Here is a 22,945-nt window from a genome sequence, read left to right as displayed (position 1 = left end):
GGGAAACGGGAATCCCTCAGGGAGCGGTCGCGCCACTGTCAAGCCAGACCCCGTATATGAACAACGTCCGGCGCGGTATCCGGAAAGGAAAACATGATTCTTCTGCTGTCCACTTCTGACACCGATCTGCTTACGGCAAAAGCGGCCAATGAGCACCCCGACGTGGAGTTCCGCTGGGCTAATCCGGCGCGATTGATGCTTGACGATGTTGATGCGCTCCTCGGTGGCACACCTATTCCGGGATCCGGTGGGGCTACGGGTTCCCAGCCAGACATCATTATCGTCCGGCTCTTGGGTGGACGGCGGGCCTGGGAAGAGGGGCTGAATAAGCTTCTCGCCTCAGGTATTCCGACTATTGCCGTATCGGGTGAACAGACTATGGACGCAGAGCTCACAGAGCTGTCCACTGCTCCGTCGAATGTGGTCACCACCGCCCACCGCTATCTTGCCGAGGGCGGGAAAAATAACCTCATCAACCTTCATAATTTCCTGTCCGACACTCTGCTTCTCACCGGCCTAGGTTTCGACGCCCCAATCCATCTGCCTGAATGGGGAATACTAGAAGGCTGGGAAGATAACCGCACGGCAGGCCTCCAGTCTGAGGCGGAGTCTGATACTCGACGCATTGCTGTCTTGTATTACCGTGCGCAGCATCTAGCTGGTAATACCCGCTATATCGACGCGCTGTGCGAGGCCATTGCCGACCGTGGGGCAGTGCCGGTTCCGATTTTCACCGCATCACTTCGTCAGGCGTCCAATGATCTTCTCCAGTTCCTCGGGACGATGGACACTCTGATCACAACGGTTCTCGCGGCGGGCGGAACAAAACCTGCCACCGCACAAGCCGGCGGTGACGACGGAGCATGGGACGTCTCCGCATTGGCGGAGCTCGATCTCCCCGTTATCCAGGGGCTCGCCCTGACCAGCTCGCGCAGCACATGGGAAGACAATGATGACGGCGCCTCGCCATTGGATGTTGCTACTCAAATCGCCGTTCCGGAGTTCGATGGGCGCATAATTACTGTCCCGTTCTCATTCAAAGAAATTGGCGACGACGGCCTCATTTCGTATAACCCCGATCCGGAGCGGTGCGCACGTCTGGCGGGCATCGCGGACCGCCATGCCGTCTTGCGTCACAAAGCCAATGCTTCCAAGCGCATCGCGGTGATGTTGTCGGCGTACCCAACGAAGCACGCCCGGATCGGTAACGCCGTCGGCCTGGACACGCCGGCCTCCGTGTTGGCGTTGCTCCACGCCCTCCACGACGCGGGATACGACCTGGGGGATACGTCCAAGATTCCCGGCTGGCTTGACTCTGGCGACGAAACCAGCGAGAACTCGGACGCGTTTATGCACGCACTGATCGACGCTGGTGGCCAAGACCCCGATTGGCTCACCGACGAGGTGATGGCGGCCAATGAGCTCCGCCTCTCGGCAGCCGACTACCAAGAGTATTTCGATACTCTTCCGAAATCCCTCCAGAAAGACATGATTGAGACCTGGGGAGAAGCCCCCGGAGACCTCTACGTCCACCCAGAAACAAAAGACATTTACCTAGCCGGGCTACGCTTCGGGAACATCGTTGTGATGGTGCAACCGCCCCGCGGTTTTGGCGACAACCCCGTCGGCATTTACCACGACCCCGACCTAGCCCCAAATCACCACTATCTAGCAGCTTATGAATGGATTCGCCGCACCCCGGACCGTCACGGTTTCGGAGCCGACGCGATCGTCCACGTCGGTAAACACGGCAACATGGAATGGCTTCCCGGCAAAACCGTCGCCCTCGGGCCCGATTCCGGCACCGACCAGTCCATCGGCGACCTTCCCCTGATCTACCCATTCCTTGTCAATGACCCAGGGGAGGGCACTCAGGCCAAACGCCGCGCCCACGCCACCCTCGTCGACCACCTCATCCCGCCCATGGCCCGTGCCGAAAGTTATGGCGACATTACCCGGCTAGAGCAGCTCCTCGACGAGCACGCCAACATCGCCGCCATGGACCCCGCGAAGCTGCCGGCTATTCGACAAGAAATCTGGACACTGCTGACCGCAGCAAAAATGGACCAGGATCTCGGATGGGAGAAACGCCCCGACGAAGATGTCTTCGACGACATGCTCATGCACGTCGACGGGTGGCTATGCGAAATCAAAGATGCCCAGATTCGCGGCGGGCTGCACATCCTCTCGCATGCGCCCGAAGGTAAGCAGCTCGTCGAAACTGTCCTGGCCATGCTGCGCGCTCGACAAATCTTCGGCGGAATCAACACTCTTCCTGGGCTTCGCGAGGCTCTCGGCCTCCACGAAGACGGTTCAGAAACACGGCACCGCACCGATGACATTGAAAACATCGCGTCGGCACTCGTTACCTCCTTGGCAGACCACGACTGGGACGATAACGCCGTCGACACGGTCCTCGAGGATATCCGCCACGATCCAGGCCTCCCCGACAGCGCAGATGCTTCCGCCGTTCGGGACATCCTACATTTCACCACCACGCAGATCGTTCCCCGGCTGCGCCAAACCAGCCGCGAACTCGACCAAGTTCTACGAGCACTCGACGGGAAGTTTATCGAATCCGGCCCCTCGGGATCGCCCCTCCGCGGGCTTATCAACACCCTGCCCACCGGCCGAAACTTCTATTCAGTTGACCCCAAAGCAATTCCCTCACGCTTAGCCTGGGACACCGGTCAACTCCTCGCCGACAGCCTCATCGAACGCTACAAACAAGACAACGACGGAAAATACCCCGTCTCCGTTGGCATCAGCGCCTGGGGAACCTCCGCCATGCGCACCTCCGGCGACGACATCGCCGAGGTCTTCGCACTCCTCGGCGTCCGACCGATATGGGACGAAGTATCCCGACGCGTCACACGGCTCGAAGTCATCCCACTCGAGGAACTCGGACGACCCCGCATCGACACCACCGTCCGCATCTCCGGCTTCTTCCGAGACGCCTTCCCGCACGTCGTCGCCCTTCTTGACGACGCCGTCCAAATGGTCGCCGCCCTCGACGAACCCGCCGACATGAACTATGTCGCCACCCACGTCAACGAAGACACAGCCAACGGAACACCGGCCGAACGCGCCCACCGACGCATCTTCGGATCAAAACCCGGCACCTACGGCGCAGGCCTCCTCGAACTCATGGACGCAGGAAACTGGCGCAGCGACGACGACCTCGCCGAGGTCTACAGCACCTGGGGAGGCTACGCCTACGGACGTGGAGTCGACGGCGCACCCGCCGCCGACGACATGAAACAGGCCTACACACGCATCCAAGTGGCCGCAAAAAACACGGACACACGCGAACACGACATCGCCGACTCCGACGACTACTTCCAATTCCACGGCGGCATGGTCGCCACAGTCCGAGCACTCTCAGGCCAATCACCCGAAGCCTACATCGGCGACTCCACCCGCCCCGACACCATCCGCACCCGCACACTCCACGAAGAATCCCGGCGCGTTTTCCGATCCCGCGTCGTCAACCCCCGCTGGGTCGAAGCAATGCGCAACCACGGATATAAAGGCGCATTCGAAATGGCAGCCACCGTCGACTACCTCTTCGGATACGACGCCACCGCAGGAATGATGGACGACTGGATGTACGAACAACTCACCCAGGAATACGTCGAAAACGAAGAAAACCGGGAATTCTTCCGCGAATCCAACCCATGGGCACTCCACGACATTTCCGAACGACTCCTCGAAGCCGCCCAACGCGGACTATGGAAAAACCCCGACCAAGACCGCCTCGACGCGCTCACCGAAGCCCTCCTAGAAACCGAAGGAGAAATGGAAGACCGCTAAAAATACCGCCACCGAGATAACCGAGTACAGGCCCACCAAGTAGTAATCTTGACGCCATGCCCACACCGCGCCCACGATCAACACCCCGATGGGACGAGGCAGCGCACACACCCGGCCTGTACAACACCACACGCAGAGCCGACTACGGCAAGCGATTCCTCTACACAGTCATACGACTCTCGCTCGCCGCATTCGCAGGGCTGTGCGTCTACGCGTCATACGAACCAAACGGCCTATGGCTCGCAGCCCCACTCGACATCGCCTTGCTGATTATCGCCCTCCAACCATGGAGCGATAAATCACCCGCGCCCGGCGCGTGGCTCGGTGCCCTCATCGCCTTCACCCAAGGGCTCATCACCTACCTCTTCTACCTGCCCTGGATCGGGGAATACGTCGGTTCACTACCGTGGATCGCCTTATCCATCGTCGAAGCCCTATATTCCCTGCTCTTCGGCGCGGGAACTGTCTTTCTCCTCCGCGCCGGGCGTGCTGCCCGGAAGCGGGAGCCGCATGTGTCACCTGCTCGCTCTCAGAAGGGGGGCTCGAAGGCTGCGCGGGATAGCTCGACGTCGAAGAAGGGGTCCTCCTCAGAGGATCGTTTAAGCGGTCGTGGCCGTGTTCGCGCCCATCGTACGATTACCGCCAACGAGTTCCTCTTTACCGTTATTGGGATTCCCGCGTGGTATCTCGCTGTCGAGTATGCACGGTCGCATTGGCCCTTCGGTGGCTTTGCATGGACTCGGCTTGCGTGGGGACAGGTCTCTGGCCCCTTGCTTTCTCTCGCCCGAATTGGTGGACCTGCACTGATCACTGTGGCAACCGTGACGATGGGGGTCGGAATAGCCATCATTTTCCGTCGGATTTGGATCCCTGGTTTGGTCATTACTCTTGTTATTCCCATCGTTGCGGGGTTGGCTTGGTCGCAGGTGGATGCGGGACCGAATCCTTCGACCGAGCGCATTGACTCTTTTGCGAAGTCGAACGATGTCGCGGGGTCGGACAACGGGGCAGACAACGGGGCACAAGCCGACGAGTCAGACACCCAGGCACAATCGATACAAATGGTGTCCAAAGAATCAGGTATCACCTACTACCGCGCCAGTGATTCGTCGGCACCCGAGAACCTGGTGACGGTCGCAGTCGTCCAAGGCAATGTCCCGCGGTTGGGGCTCGATTTCAATGACCAGCAGCGTGCCGTGTTGGCGAATCACCGTGACGCCACGCTGGCCTTGGCGCGTCGCATTGAGGACCATAAATCGCCGAAGCCAGATTTTGTTGTGTGGCCGGAGAATTCGTCGGACGTCGATCCTTTTCTCGACCCTCTTGCCCGGGATGAGATTCAGCAAGCAGCGGAAGCTGTTGGGGTCCCGATTCTCGTCGGGACGCTCACGCACCCGGGTGATCAGGAGCGCAACACCGTCGTCGTCTGGGATCCAGAAACTGGGCCAGGGGAGAGGCACGATAAGGTCTATCTCCAACCATTCGGGGAGTACATGCCATGGAGAGGCTTTTTCCGGCACTTCTCGTCATACGTGGATATGGCGGGGAATTTCAGCCCTGGCGACGATAACGGCGTCGTCCATGTTCGGTCGGGCAAAACGAATGCTCTCATCCCGGTCGGCGTCGGCACCTGTTATGAAGTCGCGTTTGATGGCGCCTTCCAACATGCTGTGGAGGGTGGTGCGCAAATCTTCACAGTCCCGACGAATAACGCGACCTTTGGCTTTACGGACATGTCCTACCAGCAGTTGGCGATGAGCAGATTGCGTTCTGTGGAATATGACCGTGCCACAGTCGTTGCCGCGACATCGGGCGTGTCCGCTATCATTCGGCCTGACGGACGAGTGTCTGAGCGCACCCAGATTTTCACGGAGGGGATTCTGCATGCCCAGCTTCCACTCCGTTCGACGCGAACCATTGCCTCATACTCGGCGACGATCATCGAATGGACACTCTGCGGGCTTGGAGCAATCGTGGTCCTGGGTGCCGCTATCTCACAACGGAAGCCACAACGGGTAAAGTCAAAGTAGTTATCAAGAGAGAGGATCACCGTTGACTCAACCGAGCGACAACACGTTGGTCATCATCCCGACGTACAACGAAAAGGATAATTTGCCCCTCATCGTGGGCCGTTTGCGCAAGGCAGAGCCCGACCGCGTAGACGTCTTAGTCGTCGATGACAATAGCCCCGATGGCACTGGTGATCTTGCTGACCAGATGGCATCCGATGATTCCCATATCCATGTCTTGCACCGCAAGGGTAAAGAAGGCCTGTGTGCAGCGTATGTCGCTGGTTTTCGGTGGGGGCTTGATCAGAATTACGACGTGATCTGTGAGATGGATGCTGACGGCTCCCACGCGCCTGAACAACTCCACCTTTTGCTCGACTCGGTCAATGATGGTGCGGACCTGACGATTGGTTCGCGATATGTGCCGGGCGGGGAAACCGTGAATTGGCCCGCGTATCGCCAATTCCTATCCCGGGGTGGAAACACGTACATCAATGTTGTCTTGGGCGCGGGAATTCGCGACATTACCGCTGGTTACAGGGCTTATCGACGGTCTGTGCTCGAGGCCGTGGATCTCGACGAGTTGAGTAACGCAGGCTATATCTTCCAAACGGACCTTGCCTGGCGGATTCTCCAGCAGGGGTTCGATGTTCGGGAGGTGCCGATTACCTTCACAGAGCGCGAGCTAGGGGAGTCAAAGCTCTCCGGGAACTTCGTGAAAGATTCCCTCCTTGAGGTAACCAAGTGGGGAGTGGCGTATCGAAGCAAGCAGGCGAAAGAGCTGTTCACGTCGTCGAAGCGCTTGATCAAGCACGAAGTGCATGAGTTAATCGAGAAACAAAAGCGACGTTTCAACTCGTAATAGTTGCGACGAAAAACGGATCCAGCCTCTGACTGCGAATAGTCGCGGGGGAGACCGGATCCGTTTGTGAAAAGTCGAGGGGAGCCGAGTTACTTCGACTTGGCTTTCTCTTCGGCTTCTTTTTGTTCCTTCATCATCTTGGCAGCGATACGGCGGCGCTGCTTGAGCATGTCGAGACGCTCGTTGAGAAGCTTTTCAAGCTCATCGATGCTGCGACGTTCGCGAAGCATGTCCCAGTGTGTACGGGGTGGTTTGACGGGCTTAGCCTCTGTGCCTTCGCCTTCCACTAGCTCACCGATTTTGCCGTTCTGGCACGGCCATTCACCTGGGATTTCAGCGTCGTCGGCAAAAGGAACTTCCCATATCTTTCCGTCCTCGGTGCGGTACTTGACAAGCTGCCGAGGGGCTAGATCATGGTCGCGATCCGTTTCGTAGGAAACGGCGCCCATTCGACTGCCACGGAGAACACGATCTGCCATGCGGGGAATCAGTCCTTACGTCATTGGGGTACGTACTGGTAAAGCTTTACAACTTGAGCGTAATGTCGCGCTAAGGTCTAAAGAAACCAGCTATTCATTATAACCGTCGCTACATACAACGATGTTAGCGGCAGATCTGTTCCATGATTGGTACATAACGTCGATCATTAAGCGTCATAGACCACGGATAATGATGGAAGATAATGATGGAAAAGGAACGTTCAACACAGGAAGTCCGTTGTCAGTGGTGCGGGAATCCAGTCGAATACTCGGGGCGTGGACGCAAACCCAAATATTGCTCACGATCCTGTCGACAACGAGCCTACGAGCAGCGCCATGAGGGCCGTGGCGTCGGAATATCGGACTCAGACATCGTCTTGCGGGGCAAGAAAGCACAATACCTATTCGATTCACTCTTTGAGTTACGCTGCGCTGCAGAGGATATCAACACGGCGGCACAAGAAGGTGCAACGTCAAGTGAGCTTGCCGCTATGACAGGCGATCTTGTGTCCTTAGCACGAGATATCGAGTCCATCCGCCTGGGTGTTGAGCAAGCTAATACATAAAACACTGCGGCTAGTACCATGGCGCTTATGAAGAAGCCTTGGATCACATTGGTTGTCATAGCAATTGTCACCATTGTCTTAGCATCTGTTGGGCCGGTCGTTTATAAAGCGGTTACCGACCGGGGGACAAAAACTGAATCGCTCACAGACGGCGATGCCAAGGCAGCAAGCACCGATATCAACGGCAGTTGGAAGATTGTGCGGGGCTCGGGGAAGAACGCAACATCTGCCGGATATACCTTCCACGAGATTCTTCCTGGTAAATCCAAGGAAACAAGCGGGTCAACGAATAAAGTTGACGGGTCATTCACCGTGTCGGATCAAAAGTTGACAGAAGGATCGGCAACCACTGATCTGACGTCGATTTCCAGTGATGTTGAGAAACGCGATATCAATGTCCGACGGACCATACTGAACACTGATGAGTTCCCGAAGGCAGTGTTCACAATAAAAGGCCCAGTGGACGTATCATCGTTGCCAGGCGACGGGCACGCTGATGAAATTACTGTGCCGGGGACCATGGAAATTCACGGTGTGAAAAAAGACATCGACGTCAAACTAAAAGCACTGCGTACGGGTAAGAAACTGATTGTTTCGAGTACTATTCCGATTAATAGGCGCGACTACGACATTGAATCGCCACAATTCGTTGCTGCCAAGATTGACGAAACAGGCGAGATCAATCTGCTGCTAACTATGGAGAAGCAGTAATGAGTGACGAAACACTAATTTGGACACGGTGGCTGCGATTAGCAGTCTTGGCCGTTCTTATCGTGATCGCGCTTATTCAGAAGTTGTGGATCATATTGGTTGTCTTCGCGGTGTTGTTCGTACTCACCATCGTCCAGCTGCGCCAGGTGTATCGCTCGAAGAATAAGCAGCGGCCCGCTCAATGATGATCTCCGAAGTCTTGATGTTGCGTGCCTTGGTGATACGTGGCTAAGCGAGTAGAACATCCCGTTACACACGATTATTAAGTCACTGTGACAGAAAGAGTGTTAGGGAGTGTACCTTCAGAGATCTGCAGTTGAGGCCGGTTGGGCGCATATTATCCGCGCTCTGCAGTAAAACACCACAATATATTTAGCCGATAATCTACATTATGTCACTTTGCGGACACTGTATTACCAAGCTCCGATACTCCACATTGTGATTGCGAGGAACACTAAAACTATGCGCATCTGGTCACTACACCCCCGCCTGCTAGACCGTCGCGGACTCGTCGCATGTTGGCGGGAAACTTTACTCGCGCAGAAAGTTCTCCGTGGACTCACTAAGGGCTACACGAGCCATCCGCAGCTGGAAAGGTTTAAGGCCACCGACAATCCCGTGTTATCGGTTGGGTCATATTTACACGGACTTGCTGATGAAGCTGATTCTCGTGGCTATAACTTCAACCGCGACCGTATTACTTATAGCTTGGACGATATAGCCCAGACCACACAAGCCCAGAGCTTAATCCCTGTGACGATAGGTCAGCTCCGCTACGAACTCAGTTTCCTCGGTACAAAAGTGGCCAATCGAGATCCCGAGTGGCTGTCGTCCACTCTCAACAGTTATCTCAAGCCCACTGACAGTGATGAGAATCAAGTCATTCCCCCAGCTCATCCACTATTCGACGTCATTGAGGGTCCCATCGAATCGTGGGAGAAGGTTAAAGATATCTAACTGAGCAGGAACAACGTATTCTTATCTTTAGCCAGGTACTTTCTAGTTCATCTTCGTCCAGTGGCCCGGTCCTGACCCGTCGTATACCCTGGCGACATGATCAGCGTCCGAGATCTCAACAAGACCTTCGGTAGCAAGCGTGCCCTCCACGACTTATCGTTCGATATTAAGCCTGGGCTAATGACCGGGTTTGTGGGTGGCAACGGCGCCGGCAAGACCACAACGATGCGCATCCTGCTCGGCGTACTCTCCCACGACTCAGGTGAGATTCTCGTCGATGGAGATCCCATCACCAGCGATTACCGCGCGGGCATTGGTTACATGCCTGAGGAACGTGGCCTCTACCCGAAAATGCCGGTGATTGACCAGCTTGTCTATCTTGCCCGCCTGCATGGATCCTCTGCAAAGGCAGCAAAGACCCGCGCAATGAACCTGCTGGAACGTTTGGACCTCGGCAACCGTGCGAAGGACAAGCTCGAAGAGCTGTCTCTCGGCAATCAGCAACGCGCCCAGGTGGCTGCCGCATTAGTACACGAGCCCAGCGCTCTCGTACTGGACGAACCATTTTCCGGCCTGGACCCGTACGCAGTGGACATTACCCTGCAGGTTTTGCAGGAAACTGCAAACACCGGTATTCCCGTCCTCTTCTCCTCTCATCAGCTGGACGTCGTGGAACGGCTCTGCGATGTGCTTGTCATTCTCGCCGACGGTCGCGTGGTGGCCAGCGGCACACGCGATGAACTCATCGAGCAGCACACCGAGGCCGAATGGGAGCTCGTCACAGCCGCAAGCACCGACTGGGTTCACTCAATAACCGGCGCGACAATAACTAGTGCCGACGAGGGACAGGTCCGGTTCCACGCCGATTCAGTGAACGCCGCCAACGAGGTTCTCCGCGAGGCCACCTCCCGCGGACCCATCCACAGCTTCGGTCCTGTACGCCATTCCCTGCATGAGATTTTCACGGAGGTCACGCGATGAACGCCTCGCCCCAGACTCACTCGTCCCCAGCTCATGGGAACGGTCATCTCGCCTCCGGTAGCACCGAACGGACATCCTTCTGGACCGCCGTCGGCCTCGTGGCCGGCCGTGAGATGAAGGTCAAGATGATGTCCAAAGCTTTCGTGGTAACGACGGTGATCGTGCTCGGGCTGCTCATGCTGGCCGTACTCTTGGCCCCACGCCTCGGAGATCTCTTCGGTGGCGACGGGAAGAAAGTGGCCGTGACCGCCGAAACGTCCCAGGTGGTACAAGGTCTTGGCGACTCCTACAAGCCTCAGGTCATGGACTCCGCGGAAGCTGCAAAGAACGCCGTACGTAACGGCGACGTCGATGCCGCAGTGATCACGGATAAATCATCCCCTGCCGGCATTACCGTCGTCGGGCTGGATTCCACGCCAGAGAATATGGTCCAGGCTCTGTCGGTGTCTCCGAACGTGGAGTTACTAGATCCAGACGCCCCTAACCCAGGCGTACGATATTTCATCTCTTTTGGGTTCGGCATCGCGTTCTTTATGATCGCTATCATCTACGGCCAACAGATCGCAGTCTCAGTGATCGAGGAAAAACAGTCTCGCATCGTAGAGATTCTTCTCGCGACAATCCCGGCGAAGGCCCTCATGACTGGCAAAGTCATCGGTAACTCCGTGATGGCTTTCTTGCAAGTGGTGCTGATCGCCGGAGTCCTTCTACTGGGCATGCGGTTTAACAACTCCGTTCTACCGCTCGATGGCCTCAGAGCACCGATCCTATGGTTCGTGTTGCTATTCGCGATCGGGTTCGTGATGATCGCTTCCCTGTACGCCGCGGCCGCCTCCCTCGTTTCTCGTCAGGAGGACATTGGTTCGACGTCGATGCCCGTGATGATGCTGATTATGATCCCGTACGTCGCGGTGATCTTCTTCAATGACAACCCAGAGGCACTGCGGATCATGGCACTTATCCCCTTCTCTGCCCCCGTGGCAACGCCACTACGCGTGTTCTTGGGCCAAGGCACGCTCTGGGATCATCTTCTCTCCCTCGGCATCCTGCTCGTGGCGACCGCACTGGCGATCTGGTTTGCGTCGGCTATCTATGAGCGCTCTATCCTTCGCACGGGCCAGGCCATTAAGTGGTCCCAGGCCTTGCGTGCCCGGGCTGACTAGCGCACCATACCCGGAACCACACAACGAGGGTCACGGCTTGGTCCGATCCAACTGAAGACGTGACTGGACCCGCCTTTCCCCTTCACTAAATGAAAAGGAATTCACCTACGGGCAGCTATCGCTCAGTAGCGGCAAGCGCTTCATGGGACGTGGCAGCACACGACTCCCCTTCCCACGCTTCCTTGCCCTCATGAACAGCAAGAGCAGCCACGAACAGGGCAGCTACGGGGTCCGCCCACCACCATCCGAAGAGCCAATCCACAACCAAGCCGACCAGCACTGCCACTGACAAGTACGCGCACACCAAAGTTTGTTTAGAGTCAGCCACCGCACTCGACGAGCCCAAGGCTCGACCTGCGTCTCTTTCAAGAAAGGACACGAGAGGCATGATGATGACACTCGCTATCACCATGCCCAAACCGACCGGGCTGTGATCAGGTTCGCGATGATTCATCAAAGCGATCACTGACTCCACAGCGACATACGCGGCAAGCAAGAAAAACAACCACGCGATCAACCGCAGCGTGGGCTTCTCCCACCGCTCAGGGGCTCGTCGGCTATATTGCCACGCAATTGCTACGGCAGAAGCAACCTCAATCGTCGAATCGAGGCCAAAACTCACCAAGGCGCCCGAGGAGGCAAGCCGCCCCGCACTCACTGTTACCACAGCTTCAACCACGTTGTACGCAATCGTAAACGCGACAATGAAACGAATACGCCGTTGTAACTGGTGAACACGGTGGGAACTACCTATTTCATTCACAGTTTTATTGTGCTCTCCAAGGCAGAGAACGGCACATTTGCACCCCACCTGCCTATCCGAGAACTACTCGTCCACGATCGTCAGTGAGGACAACCGACGTAGACGCTCTAAGCTGGCGCCCGTCGCGCCCACAACCTGAACATGTTTACCGCGCTGGCGATACTTGTAGGCGATAGATTCCAAAGCTGATACGGCGGAAGAATCCCACACTTCGGCCTCGGAGACATCAATTTCGATAGTTTTCGCCGGGTCAGTGTAATTAAAGCTGAACACCACGTCATTACTCGAGGCAAAAAACAACTGTCCCCGAACCCGGTACCGACTGGTCTCGGAGGAATGGTCCACCCGTTCCACCGTCACCATATGAGCAACGCGACGAACAAACATCACGCTCGCGCCCAGCACCCCGCACACGACGCCGACCGCGAGGTTATTGGTCACCACTGTCGCGATAATCGTCGCACCCATCACCGCTGTCTCGCTCAGCGGCATTCTCCGGAGCGTTCTCGGGTCGACCGAGTGCCAATCCATCGTCGAAAAAGCGACGACGAACATCACGGCGACGAGCGCGGCCATCGGGATTTGCCCAACGATCTCCCCTAGCGAAACCACAAGAACGAGGAGAAACACGCCGGCGAGAAGCGTAGAGAGGCGTGTACGAGCTTGGGCATGGCGCACATTGATCATCGTCTGCCCGATCATCGCGCAACCGCCCTGACCTCCAACGAAGGCACTAGCGACATTCGCGATTCCGAGCCCCCATGACTCCCGCGTTTTATCAGAGTGCTGGTCCGTGATGTCATCAACAAGTTTCGCGGTCAACAACGACTCAATGAGACCGACGATGGCAGCCCCCAACGCGTACGGCGCGATAACCCCGAAATGGCGGAACCCGAACACCACATCAGGAATTATCAACGACGGCACCCCATGGGGCAGTTCTCCCTGATCACGGACCGTGGGAACGTCGATATGCCCCAGAATGGCCAACGCTGTCACAACCACAATGGCCACCAAGGGGCCCGGAATGACTCTGTTCACGCGCGGCCAGACAACCATAATGGCAAGGCTTATGGCGACCAGCACGTAAACCATCCATGGCACATGAATGACGTGCTGGAGTTGAGCGAGAAAAATGAGGATAGCCAGGGCGTTCACGAACCCGTTCATCACGCTTCGCGGAATAAAGCGCATTAAGTTCGCGACGCCGCCGAGCCCCAGAGCAATCTGGATCATTCCCGCTAACAACACCGCGGGAACCAGATAATCGACTCCGTGGTTTTTCACCAGCGGAGCCATGACTAGCGCCACTGATCCTGCCGCCGCCGTGACCATCGCGGGCCTGCCGCCGGTAAAAGCGATCGCCACACACATGACGAAGGATGTGAATAAGCCAACCCGTGGATCGACGCCTTCGACGATCGAGAAAGAAATCACTTCAGGGATGAGAGCAAGCGAGGTCACCAACCCGCCGAAGATCTCTGTACGGAACCGACCCCACGAAGAGAAGGCTGAGCGAAACGAACCGACCGTCGCCGGATGGTCGGTAACGGCATCCTTCACACTATTTCCGGGCAAATGTTTCAATCCGCTCTGGGCTTCCTGCGAGGATCAGTGCATCCGTAGGTTCAAAATCACGGCCATCGGTCGCCGGAACCCACTGGCCACCGTCGCTCCGAACTGAGACAACGTGCACTTTGTAGTCCTCCCACAAGCGTCGGTTATCGAGTGGATCGCGAAGAAGCACTTTGTTCGGCTTGGTCATAATCATGCTGTAACCCTTGTCGAACTGCACGAATTCCTGGATGTGGCCTCCCAGCATGTGTGCGACCCGACGACCAGTATCGGCCTCTGGGCGGACCACATGGTGGACTCCAAGCTGAGTCAAAATCCGTCCATGGGCCTTAGAGTCCGCTTTGGCCCACACATCCTTAACCCCGAGCTCCATGAGGTTTGATGCGGTCAAGATAGAGGCCTCAAGGTTCGATCCAATCGCAACAACAGCGCGGCCAACCTGATCAACACCCAACTGGCGGAGAGCCTCAATATCAGTAGAGTCAGCGACGGCAGTATTCGTGACAATATCGGCCGCATTCTGGACCATCCGCTGCCGACTGTCTATTCCCATCACTTCGACGCCGTGGTCCGTCAGTTCCCTAGCCATTGCAGAGCCGAAGCGGCCTAAACCGACAATAACGACCGGCGCGAGATTCATCTTCGGACGAGTTGTTGATGAAAAGAAATGCACCATCGGGATTGTCCTCCCCTAGTTGCGATTTTACTAATCCTGACATGGACGGACGACGCTCTTCCACCGCGTCAGGCTCTTAAAAACTACTCTCGTTCCAGCGTCTAACCAATGACGTTTAACCAATGAACGGCCGTTCTTCCGGATACGAGAAACGTCGCGCTTTATCCTGACCAGCTAGTGCGGTGACCAATGTGATCGGACCGATGCGGCCCAGATACATAATGAAGCACAAAATAATTTGCGACGAGCCCTGCAATGACGGCGTGATACCCGTGGTCAAACCGACGGTGCCGAATGCTGAGGTGACTTCAAACAGAATTTGGGAACCAGTGAACTTGTTTTCGATCAACATCAACGAGATGACACCGACCGCGACCAACATGATTCCCAACGCGAATACTGTCATCGCCTGCCGGACAACTGAGTAGGAGATTTTTCGGTGGCCAATGACGGTGTCGGTCTCGCCACGGAATTCTGCAATCATCGCTGCCACGAGAACAAGAAGCGTTGAGATTTTAATGCCGCCCGCGGTTCCTGCCGAACCACCACCGATGAACATGAAAATGTCAGTGATAAATAGTGTTGACGGATGAAACTGCCCATAATCCACCGAGTTGAAACCCGCGGTACGAGGGGTCACGGATTGGAAAAACGCGGTAAGAATTTTTTCACCTATCGGCATTCCAGACATGGCCTTGTTCCATTCCAAGACACCGATCACAAGCCAGCCGCCTAAGACCAAAACGGCGGTCCCGATGAGCGTCAGGCGCGACGTCACACTGAGATGGCCTAGTCGCTTGTCTCGGTTGGACCAGTTCCAGCCGCGTAATACGCGGATCCTTAGCCGCGTGACCAGTTCACGCAGGACCGGGAAGCCCAAGCCGCCAATGATGATGGAACCGGCCAAGGGCAGGAGGATCCACGCATCCGCAGCATATGGAACAAGGTTGTCTTTTCGGAGGCCGAAACCCGCGTTGTTAAATGATGAAATCGCGTGGAAAAGGCCTTCCCCCATGGCGCGGTCAACCGACATTCCGTACTTGTTGGCAAATCGCGATGCCAACATCAGAGTCACAGCTCCTTCGACCAAGGCGGTGAAACCAAGGGTGGCAATGAGAGTGGACTTCACGTCGCCAATGGATAGCGTGCGCCCTTCCGCAGCAGCATTCATCCGCAGTCGAAGACCGAACCGCCCCGTGAGAATCATCCCAGCTAGCGAGGTCAAGCTCATGATTCCCAAGCCACTGAGCTGAATGAGGGTGGCGATGATGATCTTGCCCGCGGTGCTCCAGTGGCCTCCCGTATCCACGACGGTCAGCCCTGTCAGCGAGACGGCCGACGTCGACGTAAAGATTGCTGTTAATGGGTCAGTCACCGTGTGCCTCACACTGGAAAACGGCATCATCAGCGCTAGAGCACCGATAACGATAAGCCCAAAGAACCCGATGGACACTAACTGCGTCGGATTGAGGGAGCGCCCACCTATCCTTCTTTTTGCCACGAGAGGGAATAGTAGGCCTGCGCTCGGCTCGGTGCTAGTCGGGTAGACAAAGTCGCATTAAAGAATTCCATTATATGAGACTTGTTTTTCGCATTTTGGGAAAGTATCCTATGCCTACTTGACGTGCCTAGATGGCGCCACCCCTGCCTACTAGTCACCCAAGGTCCTATAGCCAACCTCTTTGCTATATCAGTTATCTGCCCATAAATACGTGAAGCATGTACATACCTAAAGCGTGTATTGAGTAATAAGGACTATTCGCGTGACTTCTGCTACCCGAGCGCCGGGTTCCACTACCGTCTCCCCTGGTACAGTCTCCCCAATGACAGAGCCGTCGATGCGTCGGAAAATTATCGTCGCATCCATGGTGGGAACAACAATTGAATTTTACGATTTCTATGTTTATGCCACAGCTGCGGTGGCTGTTTTCCCTTATTTATTCTTTCCAGATAATGACGACCCGACCGTTAAACTTTTCGCATCCTTTGCGACGTTCGGGCTCGCTTTTCTCGGTCGGCCACTGGGCTCCGTCGTTTTTGGGCATTTCGGCGACCGAATCGGCCGCAAAGCAACGCTAGTCGCCTCGCTACTCACCATGGGGATAGCGACATTTATCATCGGTTTATTGCCGACATATGGGGCCATTGGCTTATTCGCGCCTGCACTATTAGCACTCATGAGGTTCAGCCAGGGGCTCGACCTCGGCGGAGAATGGTCGGGAGCAGCACTTCTGGCCACAGAAACCGCGTCAAAAGATAAAAGAGCGTGGGCTGCGATGTGGCCGCAATTGGGAGCTCCGATTGGTTTCCTGGTGGCCAACGGATCCTTCCTCATCCTCGCGACCACATTGGGTTACACCATCGGTGACACGTCCGGCGCATTCATGTCGTGGGGATGGCGTATTCCGTTCCTCTTCTCATCGGTCATGGTCATCATCGGCCTATGGGTTCGCTTCTCATTAGAGGAAACCCCCGTCTTCAAGAAAGCCGTTGAATCTGGCAAGCGGGTCGACGCACCACTCGCGGAAGTCTTCAAGACGTCATGGGTTCAAATCATCCAAGGCACCTTAGTTATGGTGTCCTGCTACACACTCTTCTACCTCATTACGACGTGGATTTTGTCGTACGGCATTGGGAAACCTGAAGACTCAGCGGGGCTGGGAATTCCCTACGAAGAATTCCTTGTTCTCCAGCTCATCTCTGTACTGATGTTTATGGGAACTATTCCCTTTGCAGCCCTAGGCGCCGATAAACGGGGCCGTCGGAAATCGCTACTCACGTCATCGGTCGCCATGCTCATTTTCGCGGCACTGTTCCCCGTGTTACTGAATTCCGAGTCAGCGAACAAAATGACGGTATTGATCTTCCTCATCGTGGGAATGGGTGTGATGGGGTGCATTTTCAGCCCCATGTCCGCAGTTTTGCCGGAGCTCTTCCCCACTAACGTCCGCTACACCGGCTCGGGAATCGCGTACAATCTTGCGTCGATTCTGGGAGCTGCCATCGCACCCTTCATCGCAACATGGCTGGTCACACGGTTCAGTGTTGACATGGTCGGTGTATACCTCGCTGTCACCACCGTGATATCCATGATTGCGATTTGGGTGATCCCAGAAACCAAGCACAAAGACATGAGCGAAACATAGTGGAGCTTAAAGCGACCTAGAACGACGTAAAGGGAAGTAGTCCAACGGCCTCTACGTTTCGCTCTCTCCCACTCTCCTATTCCTGGTGACGCGACGGCCTGTTTTACAATCGGTACACGGCTTTTCAGCCGGAGCCAGTGTGACTCGTCGATCATGTGGCCGACGTGCTGGCACGGATCAGTTCCCTGCGACAACGAGGACAAGGATATGACGGCGTCAACGAACTCATCAGACAAAAACAAGGGCCCAGTTATCGACGGAGCAACCGAAGGTGATCGCGAGGAGCTCACATACGAAAAGTTCGGTTGCGCCATGCGTGAGCTCGCTCAAACGGTCATTGATGACTACGAGCCTGACCTCATCTTGTCCATTGCGCGCGGTGGTCTCCTGATCGGTGGTGCGCTGGGATACGCCATGGGGATTAAGAACGTGTCGGTCATCAATGTCGAGTTTTATACCGGCATCAATGAGCGCCTTGAAACACCCATCATGCTGCCACCCACTCCGGACGCGGTAGATCTCACGGGAATGAAAGTCCTCATTGCCGACGACGTCGCCGATACTGGAAAAACGCTGGAGCTCGTGCAGGAATTCTGCAAAGAAACGGTCAAAGAGTCCCGCACTGCGGTTATTTACGAAAAACCTCAGTCAGTAATTAAATCGGACTACGTATGGAAATACACAGATAAGTGGATTAATTTCCCGTGGTCAACCCTGCCCCCGGTTAAGCCCAGTAACAAGTAATCCTTGCCCCATGAGCAATGGGATACTCGCCATAGCAGCTCCAATGCACGTCGCAGGCAACATGGAGTAGCCTAGAGCGCTTGAGAGCAAGACTACTGCCGGGGCTCTCGTCGGTGACTACGCGATTTGAGTTGATTGGGGTGTGAGCGAAGCATGTTCGACGTCAATATGCTGATCAATACTTTCGGCTTCATTGGCGTCCTCGTCATCATCTTCATGGAAACCGGCATGCTCATCGGCTTCATCTTTCCCGGCGATACTCTGCTGTTCACCGCGGGTATTTTGGCAGCCCAGCCTCACCCCTTCGCGCACGTGTGGCAACTCATGCTCACCGTTCCCCTCGCCGCAATCGCAGGCGACCAAGTCGGCTTCTTGTTTGGACGCAAGGTTGGCCCACGAGTTCTCGAATCCAGAGCGATGACCTGGATGGGTCCGCGAGCCCTTGATCGCACTCATCATTTCTTTGATCGATTCGGCGCGCCCACAGTCATGCTTGCGCGTTTCATCGGAGTAGTTCGCACACTTACGCCCGTCGTTGCGGGCGTTTCTGGCATGAAACACCGAACGTTCACTCTTTGGTCCGTCATCGGAAGCACGATATGGGGCGCAGGAGTGATAGCAATTGGATACTGGTTAGGGGGTATTCCTCTAATCGACAAATACGTTCACTGGTTTATCATTCTTGGATTGTTGTCCGTCGTCATACCGGCTTTGTTCAAAGCCACCCAACTCGCGTGGAGAAAGCACCGCAGTAATTGGGATCAGACCAATCAGAATGCCCAGGGCACCCAGGACGCTAAGGAAGACTCCGCAGACGTTGCGTCGGAATCCGTTGCCGAGCCTTCCACCGCCCCTTCCGCTACTCGCTCTTCTTCGGCTTTAGAAGAACAAACTGAGCGACATCCAATTCACCGCGCATAAACAAGGCTTCTTGCAGCGCTAAGACATAGAACCACAAACGTCGGTAAACACGATCAAAACCGGCAGCTGCTGCAGCATCGCGATTAATCGCGAATTCGCGTCGCCACAGTGGCAACGTGACACGCAAATGATCGCCGCAATGGACCTCGGCCCGTTCCACCAGATCGGTATACCGCATTAGCGCATCGCAGACATTCTCCACCGTCGGATATTCCAACGCTGGCCACACATAACCACGCATGATCCCGAGAGCTTGGAGAGAGTTCTCCGAAAGCCCAGTGTTGATGACGCTCTGTATGCAAGCCCGACCGCCGGGAGACAGCATCCGCCCAATTGCTCGCAAAAACGGGCGCAAGCCTCCTACGCCCATCGTTTCCATGCGTTCAACCGACATGATTGCGTCATACGCACCCGACCATTGACGGGGGCTCGGTATCGGCCCACTGATGGTTTCCACGTGAACAGCACCCGCCAGCTTCTCTTCCCGCACAATGCGCCGTATGTCCTCAGCGTAAACGGGGTCCGACGTGAGAACATCGACGGTGGCGCCTCGTCGAGCAGCAGTCACGGCAAGCGTCGCACTCGATGCTGGGAACTCGAGCACTCGCGAACCAGGCCCGACGCGACATTCATCCAGCATTTGGTTCACGCGTCGGTACTGGGCGGACTCGATATCGTCATATGACACCGACTGTGGCGATTCGTACCGTGTCACGTCGACAATGGTGGTTTTGTTTTTCCAATTCAGCGTCTCAGTGACAGATGTCCGCGAGCTCGTCGCAAACAGGGGGCTTCCCCATGTTTTTGAGGGGCCGGTGCACAGTTCGATGAGTTCGAGGGGCAGTTCACCTGCACGGGGTACGCCGGTCACTTTGTTCCGCGACCATCGGGAGAGCATTTTCCCCCATCCGGCCTCGATGTCGTGGTCGAGCAGGGTTGCTAGCACGTCGGCTAGAGGTATCGCGTCCCATTCTCCCGCGACATATCCCTCGCCGAGGCCGAGGAAACCGGAGTCGACCATGCGGTTCATGACATTGGGGTCATAGACCGACATCCGCATCGGTTCCGACGAAAATATTGCTTCAGGGTTGTAGGCAATAGGTGGTTCGGGATCGATGTCTCCAATTCCGATGGGTTCGTCCGGCACGGAGATGTCGACGGACTCGAGGAACTCTTCGAGTCGATCGTGAACTGCGCTAGCTCTCGCCCCCATCATGGGTGCGGAGGATTCTCGGACGAGGTTAGGCCACGTTGTGGGGTCAATATGCCCTTTGTTTTTCACCTGTGCGGCTACTCCCTTCCGATTCTTCGTGCCGACGCCGACCCCACTTAGTGCTGGTATATGCGCCTTTTTACTACTTTCTACCCGCCCTAAAACTACCGCGGATAAGGGCTTGATGGTTTGCACCACGCCACACGTCCCCGCAGGCCGTCATGAGTTACTAAGTAACCATTGACTAGCTTCGCGAATGAACCCGGCAATTACCACACTTACGCCTGACACTATAGTGTGATTGGTTACATACTGTGTGATCCGACATACACTGATGTGTGGCGACACTTTTCGTGATCCCCTGACCAAGCACGATATATCCCACCGAAGGAGACCTATGCCCTCCGAAAAAACGAACCACAACGCCCCCGCTTCCCACGCTTCTCAGCACCGCGTCGTTATCATCGGCGCCGGCTTCGGCGGGATTTTCGCGGCAAAACGCCTTGCCAACGAAAATGTCGACGTCACAATCATCGACCGAAACAATACCCACGTTTTCCAACCGCTGCTGTATCAAGTGGCAACCGGCATTCTCTCCCCCGGTGAAATAGCCTCGTCGATTCGGCAAATCTTCCATGCCGATCCCAACATTCACGTCGCACGAGGCGAAGTTCAGAATGTCGACACAGAAGCAAAGACTGTCACAGCGTCGCAAGATGGTCACGAACTCGTGTTCCCTTATGATTCCTTGATTGTGGCGGCCGGCGCGGGTCAGTCCTACTTCGGCAACGACCAGTTCACGAAGTACGCACCGGGAATGAAGAGCATCGACGATGCCCTCGAAATCCGCTCCCGCATTATTAGCGCATTCGAACGTGCCGAGATGACGACAGATCAGCGTGAACGCGATCGCCTTCTCACCTTCGCCATCGTCGGCGCAGGCCCCACCGGTGTCGAGTTAGCCGGGCAGGTCGCGGAAATGGCGAACCGCACACTGACGGGCGAATACTCCAACTTCGACCCTGCGGACGCGCGCATCATTCTTCTCGACGGAGCACCCCAGGTACTTCCGCCGTTTGGTAAGCGGTTGGGTCGAAAAGCGGCCAACCAACTGCGCCGGATGGGCGTCGAAATTATCCTCGGCTCCATCGTGACGGATGTTAACAAGCGCGGTCTAACGTACAAGAATCTCGAGTCCGGCGAAGAAACGACCATCGAGGCGTCATGCAAGATTTGGTCCGCCGGCGTTGCAGCCTCTCCCCTGGGCGCCATCATCGCGAAACAAAGTGGCGTCGAGGTCGACCGCGCCGGGCGTGTACCGGTCAATGCTGACCTCACCGTGGGCAACCACCGCGATGTCTTCGTCGTCGGCGACATGATGTCACTGAATAAGCTGCCTGGTGTTGCCCAGGTAGCTATCCAGGGTGGCAAGTATGCTGCCGAACAGATTGCCCAGGAAGCACGGGGGCGGTCATATGAGGAGCGCCCCGACTTTGAGTACTTTGACAAGGGCTCGATGGCCACAGTGTCCCGATTCCAGGCCGTCGTTAAGCTGGATAAAGTTGAATTCGCTGGATTCTTTGGATGGGTCACGTGGCTGCTGGTTCACTTAGCCTTCATTGTGGGCTTCCGCAACAGGCTGGTGTCGATGGTCAGCTGGGGGCTCAATTCCATTTCCCCCAAGCGGTGGCACTTGGACACCACCCAGCAGCAGCTTTATGCACGCAACGGGTTGGACAAATTAGCAGTCGAATCACCCAAGGCTGCAGAGGTGCGGGAGACCCGGAAACTGGGTACCCCTAACCCTGCTGAGAAGTGGAAGACTGCGGAATAACCGACGTTCGAAGGTTTGTCCGCGCAACAAGCTTCTCAGTTTGTTCATTCGCGATAAGGACTTCCCATACCTGGAAAGTCCGGCCAAGGTTGACCGGCCGTGCGATTGCACGCAAGATATCCCCTGGGCGCGACGGGCGAAAGAAATCTGTGTTGTTGTTCACTCCCATCACAGTTGCTTGTCCCCCAGCGGCGATATATCCCGCGATAGATGCAATAGACTCACCAATCGCGCAGTACACACCACCATTCGTCACACCCCACGGCTGAACATGGCGCTGATCAATCACGATCCTGCCCTCAACTCTGTCGGGGCCAACCGCGGTAAAGGTCATGCCTAGGGTTTGGTCTAATCCGTGCGGAAGAGCAGAGCTCGATCCTGTTTCAGGAGTTTCCTCTCCGTACACGGCGCCGCCATTGAGCTCAGCTAATTCCTCATCAGTGAGTTGACGCTGTGTGGAAATTCCGAATTTCTCGACAAAACTCATAGATCACCATCGTACTGATATATGCACTGTCAGACGTCGGAAATA

Annotated in this window: 20 protein-coding genes; 13 read left to right on the top strand and 7 right to left on the bottom strand. The window is 56.0% G+C overall.

Annotation, left to right across the window (positions count from 1 at the left end):
• The first annotated feature begins 93 nt into the window (after positions 1–93).
• The 3 genes from cobN to KCQ76_RS00250 are packed head-to-tail and all read left to right on the top strand — an operon-like array spanning position 94 to position 6,684.
• On the top strand, positions 94–3,813 hold the full coding sequence (cobN, locus tag KCQ76_RS00260; RefSeq protein WP_060941886.1) for a cobaltochelatase subunit CobN: 3,720 nt from the start codon (positions 94–96) through the stop codon (positions 3,811–3,813).
• A 56-nt stretch (positions 3,814–3,869) separates the two neighbouring features.
• Positions 3,870–5,843: an apolipoprotein N-acyltransferase gene (gene lnt / locus KCQ76_RS00255; RefSeq protein ID WP_221914768.1), complete on the top strand. Its 1,974-nt coding sequence runs from the start codon at positions 3,870–3,872 to the stop codon at positions 5,841–5,843.
• A gap of 22 nt (positions 5,844–5,865) precedes the next feature.
• The gene (locus KCQ76_RS00250; RefSeq protein WP_046202336.1) at positions 5,866–6,684 is read left to right on the top strand and encodes a polyprenol monophosphomannose synthase; all 819 of its coding nucleotides are present in this window, start codon (positions 5,866–5,868) and stop codon (positions 6,682–6,684) included.
• A gap of 89 nt (positions 6,685–6,773) precedes the next feature.
• Here the strand turns inward: KCQ76_RS00250 and KCQ76_RS00245 are convergent, their stop codons facing one another.
• Positions 6,774–7,163 (bottom strand): RNA polymerase-binding protein RbpA, encoded by a 390-nt coding sequence (locus KCQ76_RS00245; RefSeq protein WP_046202337.1) that lies wholly within the window; start codon positions 7,161–7,163, stop codon positions 6,774–6,776.
• A gap of 203 nt (positions 7,164–7,366) precedes the next feature.
• Here KCQ76_RS00245 and KCQ76_RS00240 point away from each other — a divergent pair, with 203 nt between their 5' ends.
• The 6 genes from KCQ76_RS00240 (at position 7,367) to KCQ76_RS00215 (ending at position 11,541) form a co-directional block, all read left to right on the top strand.
• Complete coding sequence (locus KCQ76_RS00240) at positions 7,367–7,729, top strand: hypothetical protein (protein ID WP_012731534.1); 363 nt, start codon at positions 7,367–7,369, stop codon at positions 7,727–7,729.
• A 27-nt stretch (positions 7,730–7,756) separates the two neighbouring features.
• Positions 7,757–8,440, top strand: a complete 684-nt coding sequence (locus KCQ76_RS00235) for a YceI family protein (RefSeq protein WP_052292467.1) — start codon at positions 7,757–7,759, stop codon at positions 8,438–8,440.
• Positions 8,440–8,625, top strand: coding sequence for a hypothetical protein (locus KCQ76_RS00230; RefSeq protein WP_046202338.1), 186 nt, complete (start codon positions 8,440–8,442; stop codon positions 8,623–8,625). Before KCQ76_RS00235 ends, KCQ76_RS00230 begins: the two co-directional genes overlap by 1 nt.
• A 277-nt stretch (positions 8,626–8,902) precedes the next feature.
• Positions 8,903–9,397: a pyrimidine dimer DNA glycosylase/endonuclease V gene (locus tag KCQ76_RS00225; RefSeq protein WP_046202339.1), complete on the top strand. Its 495-nt coding sequence runs from the start codon at positions 8,903–8,905 to the stop codon at positions 9,395–9,397.
• Positions 9,398–9,493: 96 nt separating this feature from the next.
• Complete coding sequence (locus KCQ76_RS00220) at positions 9,494–10,378, top strand: ABC transporter ATP-binding protein (protein ID WP_046202340.1); 885 nt, start codon at positions 9,494–9,496, stop codon at positions 10,376–10,378.
• A complete protein-coding gene (locus KCQ76_RS00215) occupies positions 10,375–11,541 on the top strand; it encodes an ABC transporter permease (protein ID WP_052722272.1) in 1,167 nt (388 codons plus the stop codon). The genes KCQ76_RS00220 and KCQ76_RS00215 overlap by 4 nt, the downstream gene beginning before the upstream one ends.
• Before the next feature lie 115 nt (positions 11,542–11,656).
• Here KCQ76_RS00215 and KCQ76_RS00210 read toward each other — a convergent pair whose 3' ends face one another.
• From KCQ76_RS00210 to KCQ76_RS00195, 4 genes are all read right to left on the bottom strand, one after another.
• Complete coding sequence (locus tag KCQ76_RS00210) at positions 11,657–12,304, bottom strand: cation efflux transmembrane domain-containing protein (protein ID WP_046202341.1); 648 nt, start codon at positions 12,302–12,304, stop codon at positions 11,657–11,659.
• A 63-nt stretch (positions 12,305–12,367) separates the two neighbouring features.
• Positions 12,368–13,882: a SulP family inorganic anion transporter gene (locus tag KCQ76_RS00205; protein ID WP_231725311.1), complete on the bottom strand. Its 1,515-nt coding sequence runs from the start codon at positions 13,880–13,882 to the stop codon at positions 12,368–12,370.
• Positions 13,869–14,555, bottom strand: a complete 687-nt coding sequence (locus KCQ76_RS00200) for a potassium channel family protein (protein ID WP_046202343.1) — start codon at positions 14,553–14,555, stop codon at positions 13,869–13,871. The genes KCQ76_RS00205 and KCQ76_RS00200 overlap by 14 nt, the downstream gene beginning before the upstream one ends.
• A 115-nt stretch (positions 14,556–14,670) precedes the next feature.
• Positions 14,671–16,056: a TrkH family potassium uptake protein gene (locus tag KCQ76_RS00195; RefSeq protein ID WP_082089850.1), complete on the bottom strand. Its 1,386-nt coding sequence runs from the start codon at positions 16,054–16,056 to the stop codon at positions 14,671–14,673.
• 322 nt (positions 16,057–16,378) lie between these two features.
• On the opposite strand from KCQ76_RS00195, the gene KCQ76_RS00190 reads away from it, so the two are divergent.
• The 3 genes from KCQ76_RS00190 to KCQ76_RS00180 all read left to right on the top strand — a co-directional run bounded on the left by KCQ76_RS00190 (position 16,379) and on the right by KCQ76_RS00180 (position 19,366).
• Positions 16,379–17,701 carry an MFS transporter gene (locus KCQ76_RS00190; protein ID WP_046202344.1) on the top strand — a complete coding sequence of 441 codons (1,323 nt, stop codon included), beginning with the start codon at positions 16,379–16,381 and terminating at the stop codon, positions 17,699–17,701.
• A gap of 207 nt (positions 17,702–17,908) precedes the next feature.
• Positions 17,909–18,445, top strand: coding sequence for a phosphoribosyltransferase (locus tag KCQ76_RS00185; RefSeq protein WP_231725296.1), 537 nt, complete (start codon positions 17,909–17,911; stop codon positions 18,443–18,445).
• Between the two features lie 153 nt (positions 18,446–18,598).
• Complete coding sequence (locus KCQ76_RS00180) at positions 18,599–19,366, top strand: DedA family protein (RefSeq protein WP_046202345.1); 768 nt, start codon at positions 18,599–18,601, stop codon at positions 19,364–19,366.
• On the opposite strand, the gene KCQ76_RS11025 is transcribed toward KCQ76_RS00180, so the two are convergent.
• Positions 19,305–20,777, bottom strand: a complete 1,473-nt coding sequence (locus tag KCQ76_RS11025; protein WP_146003223.1) for an SAM-dependent methyltransferase — start codon at positions 20,775–20,777, stop codon at positions 19,305–19,307. The two genes, KCQ76_RS00180 and KCQ76_RS11025, sit on opposite strands and share 62 nt — an antisense overlap.
• Positions 20,778–20,976: 199 nt before the next feature.
• Here KCQ76_RS11025 and KCQ76_RS00170 point away from each other — a divergent pair, with 199 nt between their 5' ends.
• Positions 20,977–22,413, top strand: coding sequence for an NAD(P)/FAD-dependent oxidoreductase (locus KCQ76_RS00170; protein WP_221914767.1), 1,437 nt, complete (start codon positions 20,977–20,979; stop codon positions 22,411–22,413).
• On the opposite strand, the gene KCQ76_RS00165 is transcribed toward KCQ76_RS00170, so the two are convergent.
• Positions 22,379–22,900 (bottom strand): PaaI family thioesterase, encoded by a 522-nt coding sequence (locus tag KCQ76_RS00165; protein WP_052722276.1) that lies wholly within the window; start codon positions 22,898–22,900, stop codon positions 22,379–22,381. The two genes, KCQ76_RS00170 and KCQ76_RS00165, sit on opposite strands and share 35 nt — an antisense overlap.
• Positions 22,901–22,945 lie beyond the last annotated feature (45 nt).

The sequence above is a fragment of the Corynebacterium parakroppenstedtii genome, from assembly GCF_019754935.1.
Lineage (GTDB): Bacteria > Actinomycetota > Actinomycetes > Mycobacteriales > Mycobacteriaceae > Corynebacterium > Corynebacterium parakroppenstedtii.
The sequence above is the reverse complement of the archived record's forward strand: the minus strand, read 5'-3'. Positions and strand labels throughout refer to the sequence as shown.